Raw genomic sequence first — 18040 nt, 5'->3', positions numbered from 1 at the left:
TAGTGACGTGACCGGCTGGCAGTTCTGGGTGGACCGAGGCGGCACCTTCACGGACATCGTCGCGCGACGCCCGGACGGCAGCCTGCTCACCCACAAGCTTCTGTCCGAGAACCCGGCACGCTACTCCGACGCCGCCGTCGCCGGAGTTCGTGAACTGCTGAACGGCTCCCAGGACCCCGTCGAGGCGGTCCGCATGGGTACGACCGTCGCCACGAACGCCCTGCTCGAACGCAAGGGCGAACGGACCCTGCTGGTCATCACCCGCGGCTTCCGCGACGCCCTGCGCATCGCCTACCAGAATCGCCCCCGCATCTTCGCCCGCCGCATCGAACTCCCCGAGCTGCTGTACGAACGGGTCGTCGAGATCGACGAGCGCATCGCCGCCGACGGCACCGTCCTGCACGTCCCCGACCTCGACACCCTCGCCGGCCCTCTCCAGGAGGCGTACGACGAAGGAATCCGTGCCGTCGCCGTGGTGTGCCTGCACAGCCACCTCCACCCCGCCCACGAGCAGGCCGTCGGACAGCTCGCCGCCGACATCGGCTTCCCGCAGATCTCGCTGTCCAGCGAGGTCAGCCCCTTGATGAAGCTCGTCCCGCGCGGGGACACCGCCGTGGTGGACGCCTACCTCTCGCCCGTGCTGCGCCGGTACGTCCGGCACGTCGCCGACGAACTGCACGGCGTGCGGTTGATGTTCATGCAGTCCAACGGCGGTCTCGCCGAAGCCGGACAGTTCCGCGGCAAGGACGCAATCCTCTCCGGCCCCGCCGGTGGCATCGTCGGCATGGCTCGCATGTCCCAGCTCGCCGGCTTCGACCGCGTCATCGGCTTTGACATGGGCGGCACCTCCACCGACGTCTCGCACTTCGCCGGCGAGTACGAGCGTGTCTTCACCACCCAGATCGCCGGTGTCCGGCTGCGCGCCCCGATGCTGGACATCCACACCGTCGCGGCCGGGGGCGGCTCGGTCCTCCATTTCGACGGCTCCCGCTACCGCGTAGGGCCGGACTCGGCGGGCGCGGACCCCGGGCCCGCCTGCTACCGGGGCGGCGGCCCGCTCGCCGTCACCGACGCCAACGTGATGCTCGGCCGCATCCAACCCGCCCACTTCCCGAGGGTGTTCGGCCCCGACGGCGACCAGCCGCTCGACGACGCCCTCGTCCGTGACCGCTTCGCCGCCCTCGCTCACGAGATCCGTGCCCGAACCGGCGACGACCGCACCCCGGAGCAAGTGGCGGAAGGCTACTTGCAGATCGCGGTCGCCAACATCGCCAACGCCGTGAAGCGGATCTCCGTCCAGAAGGGCCATGACGTCACCCGCTACGCCCTCACCACCTTCGGCGGTGCGGGGGGACAGCACGCGTGCATGGTCGCCGACTCGCTCGGCATCCGTACCGTCCTCGTGCCGCCCATGGCCGGTGTACTGTCCGCGCTCGGCATCGGGCTGGCCGACACCACGGCCATGCGCGAACAGTCCGTCGAGGCTCCCCTGGAACCCGCTGCGATGCCCGGTGTCCGCAAGACGGCCGGCGACCTCGAAACGGCCACGCGCACCGAACTCCTCGACGAGGACGTCCCCGAGGACCGCATCAGGGTCAGCCGCCGCGCCCAGCTCCGCTACGACGGCACCGACACCACCCTCACCGTCGAACTCACCGCCCCCGACGCCATGAGGCGCGCTTTCGAAGAACGTCATCGCGCCACGTACTCCTTCACCCTCGACCGCCCGATCGTCGTCGAAGCCCTCTCCGTCGAAGCCACCGGCATCACCGAACCCCCCGATCTGTTCGCGCTCTCCCCTTACCGGGCCACCTCGGCAGGCAGCCCGGCCGACGGCCCGGAAACCGTCCCCCTCCACACGGGCGGCACCTGGCGCGACGTACCCCTTCGACGCCGGGAGGATCTGCCCCCCGGCGAGACCGTCACCGGCCCGGCGATCATCACCGAGGCCAGTGCGACGACCGTCGTCGACGACGGCTGGCAAGCCGCGACATCCGACGACGGGCATCTGGTCATGGAACGCGTGGCGACTACGCAGAGTTCCGGCGTGGACACGAAAGCCGATCCGGTTCTTCTCGAGGTCTTCAACAACCTGTTCATGTCCATCGCCGAGCAGATGGGTGCCCGACTGGAGTCCACGGCCCAGTCCGTCAACATCAAGGAACGCCTGGACTTCTCCTGCGCCCTCTTCGACCCGGACGGAAACCTGGTGGCCAACGCCCCGCACATCCCGGTCCACCTGGGCTCGATGGGCACGAGCGTCAAAGAGGTCATCCGTCGCAGAGGCTCCGCGATGCGCCCCGGCGACACCTACGCCGTCAACGACCCGTACCACGGCGGGACTCACCTGCCCGACGTCACCGTGATCACCCCGGTGTTCGACGCGGAAAGCCCGGCGGACACGGAGGGTGAGCAGAAGATCCTCTTCTACGTCGCCTCCCGCGGCCACCACGCCGAGATCGGCGGCATCGCCCCCGGCTCCATGCCCGCCGACAGCCGCACCATCGAGGAGGAAGGAATCCTCTTCGACAACTGGTTGCTCGCCGAGCACGGCCGCTTCCGCGACGAGGAGACCCTCCGCCTGCTCACCGAGGCGCCGTACCCCTCTCGCAATCCGCAGACCAACCTCGCCGACCTGCGCGCCCAGATCGCGGCCAACCGGAAGGGCGTCGATGAAGTCGCCCGCATGATCGAGAACTTCGGACTCGACGTCGTCCAGGCCTACATGAAACATGTCCAGGACAACGCCGAGGAGGCGGTCCGCCGGGTCATCGACGCCCTCGACGACGGCGAGTACGCCTACGAGACCGATTCCGGCGCCGTCATCCGCGTCCGGGTGTGTGTCGACCGCGAGGACCGCTCGGCCACCGTCGACTTCACCGGCACCTCACCGCAGCTGGAAACCAACTTCAACGCGCCCTTCTCGGTCGTCAACGCGGCGGTCCTCTACGTCTTCCGCACTCTGGTCGCCGACGACATCCCGCTCAACGACGGCTGTCTGCGACCGCTGAAGATCATCGTGCCGCCCGGCTCCATGCTGGCGCCCGAGCCCCCCGCCGCCGTGGTCGCCGGCAACGTGGAGACCTCGCAGGCCATCACGGGCGCCCTCTATGCGGCACTCGGCGTCCAGGCCGAGGGCTCCGGCACCATGAACAACGTCACCTTCGGCAACGCCCGCCACCAGTACTACGAGACCGTGGCCTCCGGGTCCGGCGCCGGCGACGGGTTCCCCGGCGCGCCCGTCGTCCAGACCCATATGACCAACTCGCGGCTCACCGACCCCGAGGTGCTGGAGTGGCGACTCCCGGTCCAGCTCGACGAGTTCGCGGTACGACGCGGCAGCGGCGGCGCGGGGCGTTGGCGCGGCGGGGACGGTGCAGTGCGCCGCATCCGGTTCCAGGAGCCCATGACCGTCTCCACCCTCTCCCAGCATCGCAGGGTCCCGCCGTACGGCCTGGCCGGCGGTGAACCGGGAGCCCTGGGAGCCAACCGCGTCGAACGCGCGGACGGCACGGTCACGGCACTCGCCGGCAGCGACTCCGCGGACGTCGGACCCGGCGACGTACTTGTCATCGAAACCCCCGGCGGCGGGGGCTACGGCCCTCCGCCGCGCGACCCCCTTCAAGCAGGAGAAGAGATCGATGATCTTCGGGCGTTCTGAGCGCGGGAAGCCTCCGGTCGAGCCCGTCACGCTCAAGATCCTGGTGGCCGGCGGCTTCGGCGTGGGCAAGACCACCCTCGTCGGCGCGGTCAGCGAGATCAGGCCGTTGCGCACCGAGGAACTGCTCACCGAGGCCGGACGGCCGGTCGACGACACCAGTGGTGTCGAGGGCAAGCGGACCACCACCGTGGCCATGGACTTCGGGCGCATCACGCTGCGCGAGGACCTCGTGCTGTATCTCTTCGGCACGCCCGGCCAGGAGCGATTCTGGTTCATGTGGGACGAGCTCTCGGAGGGCGCGCTCGGCGCCGTGGTCCTCGCCGACACCCGGCGCCTGGAGGACTGCTTCGCCGCCGTCGACTACTTCGAACGGCGCTCCATACCCTTCCTCGTGGGCGTCAACTGCTTCGAAGGGTCCGTCCGTTACCCGGCGCAGGACATCCGGCAGGCCCTCGACCTCGACGAGGACGTACCGCTGCTGCTGTGCGACGCCCGCGACCGGGAGTCCGTCAAGGAGGTCCTCATCGGCGTCGTCCAGCACGCGATGGCCTCTCAGGCCGACCGCCGCGAGACCGTGAGCACTTGAGGCCGCGCCGCCCGCACGCACGCACACTGCTCGTACCCCGGCCGACACCCCACATGGCCCGTACCCCCGCCGACAGGGGTACGGACCGCGGCTCGAGAGCAAGTCACGCGCGCGTGCGGCGTTGCGAGGCGCTACGCCTGCCTCAGCTCTCGCCGTCCTCCTCCCACCCGAAGCTCTTCTCCACCGCCTTGCGCCAGTTGTGGTACTCGCGGTCACGCGCGTCGGCGGACATGGACGGCGTCCACTCGGCGTCCTTCGACCAGTGCGCCTTGAGTTCGTCCAGGTCGTTCCACACCCCGGTGGCCAGTCCCGCGGCGTACGCGGCGCCCAGACAGGTCGTCTCGGAGATCTTGGGCCGGATCACCGGCACGTCGAGCACATCGGCCTGGTGCTGCATGAGGAGGTTGTTCTTCGTCATGCCGCCGTCGACCTTCAGGCTCGTGATCTGCACCCCGGAGTCCTGGTACATGGCGTCCACGACCTCGCGCGTCTGCCAGCTCGTCGCCTCCAGCACGGCACGCGCGAGGTGCGCCTTGGTGACGTACCGGGTCAGTCCCGTGACGACCCCGCGCGCGTCGGAACGCCAGTAGGGCGCGAACAGACCGGAGAAGGCCGGCACGATGTACGCGCCGCCGTTGTCCTCGACGCTCTCAGCCAGTGGCTCGATCTCGTCGGCAGTGCGGATGATGCCGAGCTGGTCGCGGAACCATTGGACGAGCGCGCCCGTTATGGCTATCGCCCCCTCCAGGCAGTAGACCGGCGCCTCACTGCCGATCTTGTAGCCCATGGTCGTCAACAGCCCGCTCTTGGACGGCACCGGCCGGTTCCCCGTGTTGAGCAGCAGGAAGCTGCCCGTGCCGTAGGTGTTCTTCGCCGTACCCACGTCGTAGCAGGCCTGCCCGAACACGGCCGCCTGCTGGTCGCCCAGAGCCGAGGCGACCGGCACTCCGGCCAGCTGTCCGACGGCGGTTCCGTACACCTCGGCGGAGGACTTGATCTCCGGCAGGATCGCCTCCGGCACATTCATGGCGGAGAGGATCGAGGAGTCCCACTGGAGGGTCTCCAGATTCATGAGCATGGTGCGGCCGGCGTTCGTCACGTCGGTGACGTGGTGACCGCCGTCCGTGCCGCCCGTGAGGTTCCAGATCAGCCAGGAGTCGATGGTGCCGAAGGCGATCTCGCCGCGTTCGGCGCGGTCCCTGAGACCGGGCACGTTGTCCAGCAGCCAGGCCGCCTTGGGGCCGGAGAAGTAGCTGGCCAGCGGCAGTCCGGTCTGCTCACGGAAACGATCCTGCCCGTCCGAGCCCCCGAGTTGGTTGCACAGGGCCGCCGTACGCGTGTCCTGCCAGACGATCGCGTTGTGCACCGGCTTGCCCGTCGCGCGGTCCCACAGGACGGTTGTCTCGCGCTGGTTGGTGATGCCGAGTGCGCTGAGCTGGTCCGGGCGCAGCCCCGCCTTGGCGACCGCGCCGGCCACGACCGCCTGCACCTTGGACCAGATCTCCGTGGCGTCGTGCTCGACCCAGCCCGGTTTCGGGAAGATCTGGCGGTGTTCGCGCTGGTCGACCGCCACGATCGCGCCGTTCCGGTCGAAGATGATGCAGCGGCTCGAGGTGGTGCCCTGGTCGATTGCGGCGACGTACTTCTCGGCGTTGTCCGGCATGGCTACCCCTTGATCGCTTGGTCAGAAGGCTGCGTTGTAGATGAGCGCCCCGAGAATTCCGCCGACCGCCGGACCTGCCACCGGCACCCAGGCGTACCCCCAGTCAGTCGTTCCCTTGTTGGGGATCGGGAGGAACTGGTGCACGATGCGCGGACCGAGGTCACGCGCCGGGTTGATCGCGTAGCCAGTGGGCCCGCCGAGTGAGAGGCCGATGCCGACGACCAGCAAGGAGACCAGCAGGATCGAGATGCCGGAGCCGTAGATCCCCGCCGCTTCGCCCGGGACCTGGCCGATGCCGACGCCTTCCACGACCTTGTTGTCACCCACGAGGGCGAGAATGGGCAGCACCAAGGCGATGGTCGCGAGGATCTCCGTGATCAGGTTGGCGACCGGGTTCCGGATCTCCGGAATGGTGGAGAAGATGCCCAGCGTCGGGACGGGCTCGTCCACGGTGCCGTCCGTGGTGCCTGTCTGCCGTACGTTCGCCTGGAACTGGGCGAAGTAGATCAGGTAGGCCAGGACGGCGCCCAGCATGGCGCCCACGAGCTGTCCGAGCAGGTAGATCCAGACCTTGTCCCACACGCCTGTGTCGACGGCCAAGGCCAGTGTGACCGCGGGGTTGATCTGCCCGCCCGACAGCGGCGCCGCTGTGTACGCGCCTGCCAGGACTCCGAATCCCCAGCCGAACGCGATGACGATCCAGCCCGAGGCTCGCGCCTTGGAGAATCTCAGAGTGACGGCGGCGCAGACGCCGGCGCCGAACAGAATCAGGATCGCCGTACCGATCATCTCGCCGACGAATATGTCTCCGTTGGTCATGGCGGCTCCTTGGCCGTGGCCCGGGCGATCGACCCGGGGCCTCCGTGCAGGGTGCGTTTCCCATGGCTACTTCAGCCGGCTACGTCAGCCGAAGGCAGGGAAAGTCCCGCGCCCCGCCCGGCGTCCGTGACGAGCGTGCCGTCCCAGTCGACTCGCCTGCGGGGAACGGTCCTTGCTCCCGGTGTTCCAGGCGGAACCGCGCGGCGCAGTGCGTGGATACGCCGAGAATGTACGGCGATGTCGACCGACACCGGGAAGTGTTCACCGGCGTCCAGGGGGCGTCAAGGTCGCCGACGCCAACGGTTGATGGCGCGCCGACGGGTTGCAGGGTGGTCGCCGACCGGGCTTTCGGAAGGCCCGTTCGGGGTGGGACGGACATGAGTCCCTGCTGGGGCCGGTACGGTAGGCCAGTGTCTGTCGGACCCGGCAGGGGCGAAGGCATGGAGGCTGTTCTTCGGTCGCGCGGGCACCTTTCGGTCCCCGGCGACCTTGGTGGGAACAGCGTCTCACCCCCTTCCCGGCTCCGCCACCGCGCATTCGGCCGGGCCCGGCGCCGCCTCGGAACCGCGGAGGATCTCGTGCCCGGGCAGCCCCGCACGGCCCAGCACCCAGCTCGCCCCGTCCAGCGACTTCGCGGCCTTCTTCAGGGGCGCCAGACACGAGGCCGCCTGACGGTGATCGGTGACGCTCCCGGGCTCGCACAGCACCGTGGCCAGGGACAGCGTGACCGCATGCCCACCCGCCGACCAGGGCGCGTCCAGCACGGCTGCGGCCAGCGGACCGAGCCCCTCCGGATCGGCGAGTACCAGGAAGTCGTCGCCTCCGATGTGCCCCACGCGCGTGCCGTCCGTTGCCGCATGTTGCAGCGCCCGTCCCACCGACCGGATCAGCTCATCGCCGGCCGCGAACCCGGCCCCGTCGTTGACCTGCTTGAAGTGGTCCACATCCAGCCAGCTCAGCGCGAAGGTCCGCCCGTCCGCGATCCGCCGGTCCACCTCACCGGTGATCGCGTCGGAACCCGGCAGCCGGGTCAGCGGATTGAGCCCTGCGGCCTCCTCGACCCGGGTCTCGGCGAGCGCCCGCACGAGATCTGCGAGCCGTACGGCGCCCACACACCGGCCGTACCGGTCGACGACAGCCACGTCGTCCGAGGTGCGGTCCCGCCCGCCGACCGCGACGACGTCCAGCACCTCCCACGCGGTGGCGTCGACACCCACCGTGCGCGGCGGATCGCCGAGCTTGGCCGCGGGCCGGTCGGCGTACAGGGCGTGGCCGTAGCGGCCCGACATCGACAGCAGGAAGCGGGAACGATGGACCGACCGCACCGGAACGCCGTGCGCGTCCACCAGCAGCACCCCTGACACATCCGGCGATCCCGTCAGCAGCGCACGCACCTGGCCCGCGGAGGCGGTGGCGGGCAGCAGCGCGGCCGGCCGCACGAAGTCCCGCACCGACGGGCCTGATCGTGGCATCGTCGGCGGCCCGGGCGAGCGGGACGGAACGTACACCTCCGCCGCGGGCAGCCGGGCCGGGGGAGCGAACAGCTCTCCTTGCGCGAGCTGCGCACCGGCCGACCGCGCGGACGCGCACTGAAGCTCCGTCTCCACCCCTTCGACGCACAGCAGCGCCTCCAACTGCTCGCACAGCGTCCGCATGGCCCGTACCGCCGCAGGCCGTGCCAGCAGCGAGGCGTCGAGTTTGACCAGGCCCGGCGCCATGTCGGTGAGCAACCGCAGCGGCAGATCCCCGTCACCGACACCGTCCGCGCAGATCCGGAATCCCTGCCCCCGCAGGGAGCCGATAGCCTCCAGCAGGGCCTGCTGCGGTACATGCGTGTACGGCGGGCAGATGTCGATCGTCACCTCCCACGGCAGCCGCCCCGCCGCGCGCACGGCATCGCGCAACGGCGTGAGGCCGCCGAGGTCGGCGAGGGTCCCCGCGAAGACATTGACGTAGAGAGGCAGCAACGTCTCTCTCCGAGCCGCGGAACGGAACGCCGACACCGCGAGTCGGCCGTCGAGTTCGGGATCGCGGCGGGCCTCGGCCAGCACGTCGCCGGTCTCCGGCCGGGCGAGTATCTCCAGCCCCGTGACGCCGCCGGTCGTCAGATTGACCACCGGTTGGAAGGCGAAGCGGAGAGTATCCGTCCAGGAGCTCACGGGAGCATGATGTCGGCGCCGAATCCCGCCCGAGCCCAGTTCATGAGACGTTCACGCAGGCTTCCTGGTCGGTCACACAGCGTAGGCGGACAGCCGCTGCGGCGCCCCTCGATGCGGTCGTACGTGTTCACGAGGTACTGATGTCCGGCCCCCGGAAGACGCCCCTCCACCGATCGGATACAGTCCGCGGCGTGTCCGAAACTCAAGCCTCCGCCCCCAACTCCGCGGCGAACTCCCACTGTTCGAGCTGCGGCGCGCCCTACGGAGAGGGCGTCTCCGGCTGGCCCCGCACCTGCCCCGCCTGCAACACCGTGGCCTACCGCAACCCGCTCCCGGTAGCCGTCGCGCTCCAGCCCGTGTACGACACGAAGGGCACCGCCCTGGTCGTCGTCACCCGCACCGTCGCCCCCGCGCGCGGAGGTATCGCCCTCCCCGGCGGCTACGTCGACCACCGCGAGGACTGGCGGCAGGCCGTCGTCCGCGAGCTCAAGGAAGAGACCGGCATCGACGCGGCCGGCCGCGACGTACGTCTCGCCGACGCGATGAGCTCCCCCGACGGGCACCTGCTGCTGTTCGGCCTGCTCCCGGAACAGCCCGCCGGCCAGCTGCCGGCATCGGCAGCCACGAACGAGACCGAAGGCTGGCACCTCTTGCGCAAGGCGGAGGAACTCGCCTTCCCGCTGCACACGCTCGCCGTACGCGCCTTCTTCGAAGGCCGCTACGTCTGAGAACGACGCTCGCCGAGCCCTCGTACACGCACGGGATACGGCGATGCCGTCACCGCGTCGTCGAGTTCCCGCTCGACGACCACCTGCCGGCCCCGTCGGCGGGTGACGTAGCGCTCGATCTCCGGTTCGTCCCAGCCGTCACCCGCATCCGGCACGACCAGCCCGCCCCCGGTGCGCCCCGGGGCGGGCGCCCATACCTCCAGTTCAAGCCCGCCGTCGTCCCCGCGGACCGGCAAGACGGCGCCCGCGCGCGCGAGCACGGGAATCCGGGACAACGGCGCGTCCAGGAGAACCCGCCCCGGCCCTTCGTATGCGCGTTCCGTAGCCGTGTCGTACCAGCGCCCTCGCGGCAGCTGCACCGCACGGCGGTCGGCACCCGGATCCAGCACCGGCGCCACCAGCAGACAGTCGCCCAGCAAAAACGCATCCTCACAGTCGCGCAGCGCCCGGTCCTCGGGCGCCGACCACCAGGTCGGACGCACATACGGCGCCCCCGTACGCCGGGCCAGATGCGCCAGCGTCACGAGATACGGCAGCAGCCGCCGACGCTCGAGAAGCGCCACGCGCGCGTGCTCCAGCACCACCGGGCCGAACTCCCATGGCTCCCTGCGCCCCGCAGGCAGACTTGCGTGCGTTCGGAACAGCGGCAGATACGCGGCCAGCTGGAACCAGCGCAGAAACAGTTCCGGCGAAGGACTCCCGTCGAATCCGCCCACGTCCGGACCCGAATAGGGAACGCCGCACAGCCCGAGGCCCATGACCAGTGACAGGGACGCCCGCAGTCCGGGCCAGCCCGTCGCCACGTCACCGGACCACGTCCCCCCGTAGCGCTGCATGCCGGCCCATCCGGAGCGGGAGAAGACGAACGGCCGCTCCTCGGGCAGCAGCTGGCGCACCCCCTCGTAGGCCGCCCTGGCCATGCACAGGCCGTAGACGTTGTGCGCCTCCCGGTGGTCCCCGCCACGCCCCTCCAAGGAGTGCCTCGCCGAACGCGGCAGCGTCGACTCCCCGAAGGCGGCGAACGCGGTCGGCTCGTTCATGTCATGCCAGAAGCCCGAGAACCCCTGTGCCAGACGCTCCTCGTAATGGCCACCCCACCAGTCACGCACGCGCGCGTGCGTGAAATCCGGGTAGACCGACTCGCCGGTCCAGGCCACTCCCCTAACAAGCCGTCCGGAGGCATCCCTGACGAACGCGTCCTCAGCCACCCCGCTGTCGTACACGGCATTGCCCGGCGCAGCCCCGACCGCCGGGTCGACGATCGACACCAGACGGATCCCGTCTCGCCGCAAGTCCTCGGCGAGCTGCGGCAGCTTGGGAAACCTCTCATGATCGACCGTGAACACCTGGTGCTCGTCGTAGTGGTCGATGTCCAGATGCACCGCGTCCAGCGGCAGATCGCGCTCCAGGTAACCCGAAACGATCCGCCGCACCTCCTGCTCGCTGCCGAAGCCCCACCGCGCATGATGGTGACCCAGCGCCCACGCGGGCGGCAGCGCGGCGGCACCGGTGAGAGAGGCCCAGACGAGCAGCACGCGCGCGGGGGTGCCCACCACGACCCAGCAACGCAGCGGCCCGCCGTCCATGCGCAGCTCGCTGGTCCCCGCGCGGTCATGTCCGGAACCGGCGCCCTCCTCGCCCTCCCGCAGCGTCACCGTGCCGTCCCACGCGCTGTCGTGGAACACCAGGTGCGTGGCGGCGTCGGCCACCACCAGCTGCACCGGCATGGTGATGTACAGCGGATCGACACCGGGGCCGAACGCACGGCCGGGATCGGTGTTCCACAACCGGTACGTTCCGTCCCTGAGCCGGGGCCCCGAAGCCCGCCCCCCGAGCCCGAAGAACCGGGCGTCCGCGGCCACCTCCGACCGCTGCATCCACCGCGCGGGTCCACCGGCGACGGGCTCCCACCAGCGCGGCGGCAGGTCTCGGCGCAGCGTCACGCCACCGGGCGTCTGAACCTCCACGGCACCGTGCCGCGAGATCACCACCGTCACCCGTTCGGCCACGACCCGCCAGCCGCCATCCTTGTCAGGCTCCAGCACCGCCCGGGGATCGGGCTCCGGGCAGCGGCCCGCGAGCGCGTACGACGGCTCGGGGGCCGCCCCGTCCCACCCCCAGAAGACGGCACCGTGAACGGTCACGCAGATGCTCAGCTCGGACCGGCTGAACCGGATGACACCGCCGCCCGGCCCCGGCTGCACGTCCTGTACGGGCCCGGGCACCCGAGCGCGCTCGGCACCCCGGGGCGGCAGCCCCTCGGCGTCCGCGCGCCTTCTGCGCAACGCCGCGCGTACGGTACGCAACCCTTGGGCCGTTCCCACCGAACCGACCACCTTTATCAAACGCACCAGGTCACGACCGTCCATGGTGCTCAGCCTGCCACCGCCCGCCCCACGCGCGGGTGCCGTTCAACTGCCGTTCACCCGTGCCTGGACCACATCTTCACGACATGGACTATGTGGGGCGCGCCCTGGTGCAGAAGTCGATCACATGGCATCGTCCGTGTCATCCGCGTCACGCGCACACCCCGCCGTGCGCGGAGGACGCACACGACGCGCACAGTCCGGGAGCCGCCCCATGTCGATCTTGAACCCCCAGCCGCTGTGGCAGCCAGATCCGCAGCGCATCGCACAGGCTCAAGTCACCAAGTTCCAGGCCTGGGCCGCCGAACACCACGGTGCCCCCTCGCAGGGCGGTTACGCGGCCCTGCACCGCTGGTCGGTCGACGAACTGGACACCTTCTGGAAAGCCGTCACCGAATGGTTCGACGTACGCTTCTCCACCCCCTACGCGCGCGTGCTGGGCGAACGCACCATGCCCGGCGCCCAGTGGTTCCCCGGCGCGACCCTGAACTACGCCGAGCACGCCCTGCGCGCCGCCGCGACCCGCGCCGACGAACCCGCCCTCCTCCACGTCGACGAAACCCATGACCCCCACCCCGTGACCTGGGCCGAACTGCGCCGCCAGGTCGGCTCCCTGGCCGCCGAACTGCGCGCCCTCGGCGTCCGCCCGGGGGACCGCGTCAGCGGCTACCTCCCCAACATCCCGCAGGCCGTCGTCGCCCTCCTCGCCACGGCCGCCGTCGGCGGCGTCTGGACCTCGTGCGCCCCCGACTTCGGCGCCCGCAGCGTCCTCGACCGCTTCCAGCAGGTCGAACCGGTGGTCCTGTTCACCGTCGACGGCTACCGCTACGGCGGCAAGGAACACGACCGCCGCGACACCGTGGCCGAACTGCGCGGCGAACTGCCCACCCTGCGAGCCGTCGTCCACATCCCGCTGCTCGGCACCCAGGCTCCTGAAGGCGCCCTGGACTGGTCGGCCCTCACCGCAGCCGACCAGGAACCCGTCTTCGAGCAAGTCCCCTTCGACCACCCCCTCTGGGTGCTCTACTCCTCCGGCACCACAGGCCTCCCCAAAGCCATCGTCCAGTCCCAGGGCGGCATCCTCGTCGAGCACCTCAAGCAACTCGGGCTGCACTGCGACCTGGGCCCCGAGGACCGCTTCTTCTGGTACACCTCGACGGGCTGGATGATGTGGAACTTCCTCGTCTCCGGCCTCCTCACCGGCACCACGATCGTCCTCTACGACGGCAGCCCCGGCTATCCCGACACCGGTGCCCAGTGGCGCATCGCCGAACGCACCAAAGCCACCCTCTACGGCACCTCGGCCGCGTACGTGATGGCCTGCCGCAAGGCCGGCGTACGCCCCGCCCAGGACTTCGACCTCACCGAGGTGCGGTGCGTCGCCACCACCGGATCACCCCTGCCACCTGACGGATTCCGCTGGCTGCACGACGAGGTCCGCGACGACCTGTGGATCGCCTCCGTCAGCGGCGGCACGGACGTGTGCTCCTGCTTCGCCGGAGCCGTACCCACGCTCCCCGTATACGTCGGGGAGCTCCAGGCACCCGGCCTGGGCACCGACCTCCAGTCCTGGGACCCCAGCGGCAAACCGCTCACCGACGAGGTGGGCGAACTCGTGGTCACGAACCCCATGCCGTCCATGCCGATCCACTTCTGGAACGACCCCGACGGCAGCCGCTACCGCGACAGCTACTTCGACACCTACCCCGGGGTGTGGCGCCACGGCGACTGGATCACCGTCACCTCACGTGGCTCCGTCGTCATCCACGGCCGCTCCGACTCGACGCTCAACCGCCAAGGCGTGCGCATGGGATCGGCCGACATCTACGAAGCCGTGGAGCGCCTTCCCGAGATCAGGGAATCCCTCGTCATCGGCATCGAACAGCCCGACGGCGGCTACTGGATGCCCCTGTTCGTGCACCTGGTCCCCGGAGCCGTGCTCGACGAAGCCCTCCTGAACCGCATCAAACAGACCATCCGCGAACAACTCTCGCCCCGCCACATCCCCGACGAGTTCATCGAGGTCCCCGGCGTCCCCCACACCCTCACCGGCAAGCGCATCGAGGTCCCGGTGAAACGACTCCTCCAAGGCACACCCCTCGAGAAAGCGGTCAACCCGGGCTCCATCGACAACCTCGACCTCCTGCACTTCTACGAGGAACTCGCCCGCAAACGCGCCTGACCGAGATATGTCGGCCTTGCCCTCCGAAGCCCGGCAGCGGCAAGGCCGGCCGCCCCCCATTGTCAGTGCCCCCGATTACTGTGAGTGAGCATTGATCGACTGCACAGCACAGGGGGAAACCATGACGCACACCGACCACCAGACGATGCGACGCGTCCTGCGCCGCGAAATCGCCGGCACCATCGGCCTGCTGACCGACGAGCACGACTTCCGCACCATGCGGCGCTACCGCAGCTTCACCTTCGACGACCACAAGATCTACCTGGAGCAGGTGGAAGCCCTCCTCAGCGCACGAGCCTCCCAGGGCAGCCATACGACGATCGCGCTCTTCGACCCGCAGGAGTACGCCGACTTCTGCGCCGCAACCGGCCTCGACCCCGACATCCCGGCCAGCCGCACACGCTTCACCGCCGAACTCGCGGCCAGCGGACCCACTGTCCCCTACGACGGCCGGCCACTCGCCGACCTCGTCCCGGCCCTTGTCGACGAAGCCGTCCGTCAGGCCACCTGGGAGTACGCCTCCACACTCCTCGCACGACTCGGCCCCTGTCCCACCTGCGGCGAGGACATTGGCCGCGCCGCCTTCGCCCGCGCCTCGAACCTCGTCGTCCGCATCCTGGACACGGCCCACCCAGGAAACCGACACCTCGTCTGCAGCGTCACCGGAACACCGGAACCACTTGTCTCCGTGCTGCACGCCGACGAAGACGAGCAGGGCGCCACACATCTGGATGAGGCCGAAGCTCTCGAGTTCACCACCGTCCTGGCCCTCGGCCTCGCCACCCGGAGCCCCGGCGGCCTCGTCATGCGAACAAGCGCCCCCGCCACAACCGACCGCATCTACGGATGGCGTCTGCGAGGCGACCGCCTGGAACCCCTCACCGCAGGCGAAGTGTTCGACGCGTACTGCACCGACATCGAATCCGGGGACCTCATCTCCCCGGAATCCGGCGTGGACTACTGCGTACCGCCGGACCTGGGCGATGACGAAGCAACGCCGGGACATCGCCACTGAAAGCTCGTGGGGCGCCCCACCCACAGGTGGAGCGCCCCACATGACCGGGCCTGATTGCCGTCCCGCGCGGTTACTCGCCGGACAGCACCGCCTGGGCGGCGTGCCGCGCATCCTCGGCGCTGTCCGCCGCCCGCGCCGCCGCAGCGGCACGCTCACACTGGGCCAGCGTGTACTTCGCCAGCGTGGCCCGGACATAAGGAATGGACGCCGCGCCCATGGACAAGGAGGTGACACCCAGACCGGTCAGCACACACGCCAGCAGCGGATCGGCCGCCGCCTCACCACAGACGCCGCAGCTCTTGCCCTCGGCCTTCGCCGCCTCGGCGGAGAGCGCAACCAGATCGAGCAGCGCGGGCTGCCACGGATCCTGGAGCCGGGAGACGGCCCCCACCTGACGGTCCGCGGCGAAGGTGTACTGCGCCAGGTCGTTGGTCCCCAGCGACAGGAACTCGACCTCCTGGAGGATCGACCGCGCCCGCAGCGCGGCCGACGGGATCTCCACCATCGCCCCGAACTTCGCCCGCAACCCAGCCGCGCGGCAAGCGTCAGCGAACGCCCTGGCGTCGGCACGGTCCGCCACCATCGGGGCCATGACCTCGAGATAGACGGGCAATCCCTCGGCTGCCTTCGCGAGTGCGGTCAGCTGGGTCCGCAGAACCTCAGGGTGGTCGAGCAGCGTCCGCAGACCGCGCACACCCAGCGCCGGGTTCGGCTCATCGGCCGGCGTCAGGAAGTCCAGCGGTTTGTCCGCGCCCGCGTCGAGCACACGGACCACGACACGGCCCTCGGGGAAGGCCTCGAGAACCTGCCGATAGGCCTCGACCTGCTTCTCCTCCGATGGAGCCTTCATGCTGTCGTCCAGGAAGAGGAACTCGGTACGGAACAGGCCGACACCCTCGGCGCCCGCCTCGACAGCAGCCGGGACGTCGGAGGGACCGCCCACATTGGCCAGCAGCGGCACCCTGTGGCCGTCAGCGGTCGCACCCGGACCGGTGGACGCCGCGAGCGCGGCCTTGCGCGCGGCGGCGGAGGCTTCGAGCTCCGCCTTCTTCGCCTCGCTCGGGTTCACGAAGATGTCCCCCGTGCTGCCGTCGACAGCGATGACAGTGCCCTCTGAAAGTTCACCGGCACCAGGAAGCGCGACCACGGCCGGCACCCCGAGGGCCCTCGCCAGGATCGCGCTGTGGCTGGTGGGCCCGCCTTCCTCGGTGACGAAGCCGAGGACCAGAGTCGGGTCCAGCAGCGCCGTATCGGCCGGAGCAAGATCACGGGCGACAAGGACATAGGGCTCGTCGCTGTCCGGGACACCCGGCATCGGGACCCCGAGCAAACGGGCGACTATACGATTCCGCACGTCGTCGAGGTCGGCCACCCGACCGGCCAGGTACTCGCCGGCACCGGCCAGCAGCTCACGGTAGGCGGCGAAGGCGTCGTACACAGCCCGCTCGGCCGTGCTTCCCACGGCGATACGCCGGTCCACATCCGAAATCAGCTCAGGGTCCTGGGCCATCAGGGCCTGCGCCTCGAGCACTGCCTGAGCTTCGCCCCCCGCCAGATTGCCGCGCGCCATCAGATCGGCCGCCACAGCCTCCACGGCCTTGCGAGCGCGCCCCTGTTCACGTTCCGCGTCCTCGGCCGGAATCTGCTTGGCCGGCGGCTCCAGGACCGCCGTTCCCATGTGCCGAACCTCGCCGATCGCCACACCGTGGCTCACGCCGACGCCTTGCAGCGTTGTCTCCATCTCACCCGTCTCCGATAGTGCGGCGGGCCCCGCCGCCGCGGTGGTTGTCGTCCCTACTTGCCGTCTGGCGACGGCGCCCTCGTCACTTCCAGAGAAAGAGACTGTCCCCGGCCTTCACATCGCCGTTGTCACGCAGTTCGGAGAGGGCCTCAGCCGTGGCCTCGAGCGCCACGATCGGGCACATCGGCGACTTACCGGCCGCCTCGACGGCCGCCGGGTCCCAGCGCACGATTCCCTGGCCGCGGGTCACGGTGTCGCCCTTGTTCACGAGCAGCTCGAAGCCTGCGCCGTTGAGCTGAACGGTGTCGATACCGAGATGAGTGAGCACGCCGTGTCCCTGGTCGTCGACGACCACGAAGGCGTGCGGATGGAGAGAGACGATGACCCCGTCCACGGGCGACACGGCCTCAGAGGGTTCGCGCACGGGGTCGATCGCGGTGCCCGGGCCGACCATGGCCCCGGAGAAGACAGGATCCGGCACGGATGCCAGTCCGACGGCGCGTCCTGCCAGCGGGGACGTCACGGTGGTCATGGGAAGCCTCCCAGGAGTGGAGATCAATATGGCCGTCGCTGCCGGTGCCGGACGGCACACTGTTCAGCAGGGTATGTCACTTGAAGTGCCGATTCCGTGTGAGCGAACCGGAGTGGTCTAGACCATACCCCAAATCGATTTGCACCGGCACCGCGACCGCGTGTACAGTCGTACTCCTGCTTGGGGCTGAGTGACGCGAACGCGCGTCCCCGCCGGGCAGCGTCAAACTAGTCAGATCCTAATCTTTGGGTCACTTTCTGCATGCCCGCAGAACGGTGGTCAGAGGGCCGGAAAAACACTGATAGAGTTTGAAACACCGAAGGGAAGCGCCCGGAGGAAAGCCCGAGAGGGTGAGTACAAAGGAAGCGCCCGTTCCTTGAGAACTCAACAGCGTGCCAAAAGTCAACGCCAGATATGTTGATACCCCGTCTCCAGCATCTGCTGGGGCGAGGTTCCTTTGAAACAAACACAGCGAGGACGCTGTGAACGGTCGGGCCTATTCCGCTCGACCGTTCCGCTCTCGTGGTGTTGCACCCGATCACGGGTAAACATTCACGGAGAGTTTGATCCTGGCTCAGGACGAACGCT

General features: G+C 69.6%; 11 protein-coding genes. 5 read left to right on the top strand and 6 right to left on the bottom strand.

All coding sequences use genetic code 11. The features are described 5' to 3' along the window. The first annotated feature begins 7 nt into the window (after positions 1-7). Both ACHBTE_RS06605 and ACHBTE_RS06600 read left to right on the top strand, forming a co-directional pair. Positions 8-3661 carry a hydantoinase B/oxoprolinase family protein gene (locus tag ACHBTE_RS06605; RefSeq protein WP_394722500.1) on the top strand — a complete coding sequence of 1218 codons (3654 nt, stop codon included), beginning with the start codon at positions 8-10 and terminating at the stop codon, positions 3659-3661. After that, a complete protein-coding gene (locus tag ACHBTE_RS06600; RefSeq protein WP_394722499.1) occupies positions 3642-4247 on the top strand; it encodes an ATP/GTP-binding protein in 606 nt (201 codons plus the stop codon). The genes ACHBTE_RS06605 and ACHBTE_RS06600 overlap by 20 nt, the downstream gene beginning before the upstream one ends. A gap of 142 nt (positions 4248-4389) precedes the next feature. On the opposite strand, the gene glpK is transcribed toward ACHBTE_RS06600, so the two are convergent. The 3 genes from glpK to ACHBTE_RS06585 all read right to left on the bottom strand — a co-directional run bounded on the left by glpK (position 4390) and on the right by ACHBTE_RS06585 (position 8888). Then, on the bottom strand, positions 4390-5910 hold the full coding sequence (gene glpK / locus ACHBTE_RS06595; protein ID WP_394722498.1) for a glycerol kinase GlpK: 1521 nt from the start codon (positions 5908-5910) through the stop codon (positions 4390-4392). 21 nt (positions 5911-5931) lie between these two features. Next, positions 5932-6729, bottom strand: coding sequence for an MIP/aquaporin family protein (locus tag ACHBTE_RS06590; protein ID WP_394722497.1), 798 nt, complete (start codon positions 6727-6729; stop codon positions 5932-5934). Between the two features lie 506 nt (positions 6730-7235). Further along, positions 7236-8888: an EAL domain-containing protein gene (locus ACHBTE_RS06585; protein WP_394722496.1), complete on the bottom strand. Its 1653-nt coding sequence runs from the start codon at positions 8886-8888 to the stop codon at positions 7236-7238. A 191-nt stretch (positions 8889-9079) separates the two neighbouring features. Here ACHBTE_RS06585 and ACHBTE_RS06580 point away from each other — a divergent pair, with 191 nt between their 5' ends. Then, complete coding sequence (locus ACHBTE_RS06580; protein WP_394722495.1) at positions 9080-9616, top strand: NUDIX domain-containing protein; 537 nt, start codon at positions 9080-9082, stop codon at positions 9614-9616. Here ACHBTE_RS06580 and ACHBTE_RS06575 read toward each other — a convergent pair. Then, positions 9607-11985 (bottom strand): TIM-barrel domain-containing protein, encoded by a 2379-nt coding sequence (locus tag ACHBTE_RS06575; RefSeq protein ID WP_394722494.1) that lies wholly within the window; start codon positions 11983-11985, stop codon positions 9607-9609. The two genes, ACHBTE_RS06580 and ACHBTE_RS06575, sit on opposite strands and share 10 nt — an antisense overlap. 211 nt (positions 11986-12196) lie before the next feature. Between ACHBTE_RS06575 and ACHBTE_RS06570 the strand changes: the two genes are divergently transcribed. Beyond that, positions 12197-14164 carry an acetoacetate--CoA ligase gene (locus ACHBTE_RS06570; RefSeq protein ID WP_394722493.1) on the top strand — a complete coding sequence of 656 codons (1968 nt, stop codon included), beginning with the start codon at positions 12197-12199 and terminating at the stop codon, positions 14162-14164. A 121-nt stretch (positions 14165-14285) separates the two neighbouring features. Next, positions 14286-15179 (top strand): hypothetical protein, encoded by an 894-nt coding sequence (locus ACHBTE_RS06565; protein ID WP_394722492.1) that lies wholly within the window; start codon positions 14286-14288, stop codon positions 15177-15179. A gap of 70 nt (positions 15180-15249) precedes the next feature. Here the strand turns inward: ACHBTE_RS06565 and ptsP are convergent, their stop codons facing one another. Both ptsP and ACHBTE_RS06555 read right to left on the bottom strand, forming a co-directional pair. Continuing rightward, complete coding sequence (gene ptsP, locus ACHBTE_RS06560) at positions 15250-16920, bottom strand: phosphoenolpyruvate--protein phosphotransferase (protein WP_394722491.1); 1671 nt, start codon at positions 16918-16920, stop codon at positions 15250-15252. A gap of 82 nt (positions 16921-17002) precedes the next feature. Continuing rightward, positions 17003-17452 (bottom strand): PTS glucose transporter subunit IIA, encoded by a 450-nt coding sequence (locus ACHBTE_RS06555; RefSeq protein ID WP_394722490.1) that lies wholly within the window; start codon positions 17450-17452, stop codon positions 17003-17005. Between the last annotated feature and the right edge of the window lie 588 nt (positions 17453-18040).

Origin of the sequence: Streptomyces sp. M41 (assembly GCF_043673425.1) — a bacterium.
Classification (GTDB): Bacteria; Actinomycetota; Actinomycetes; order Streptomycetales; family Streptomycetaceae; genus Streptomyces.
The sequence above is the reverse complement of the archived record's forward strand: the minus strand, read 5'-3'. Positions and strand labels throughout refer to the sequence as shown.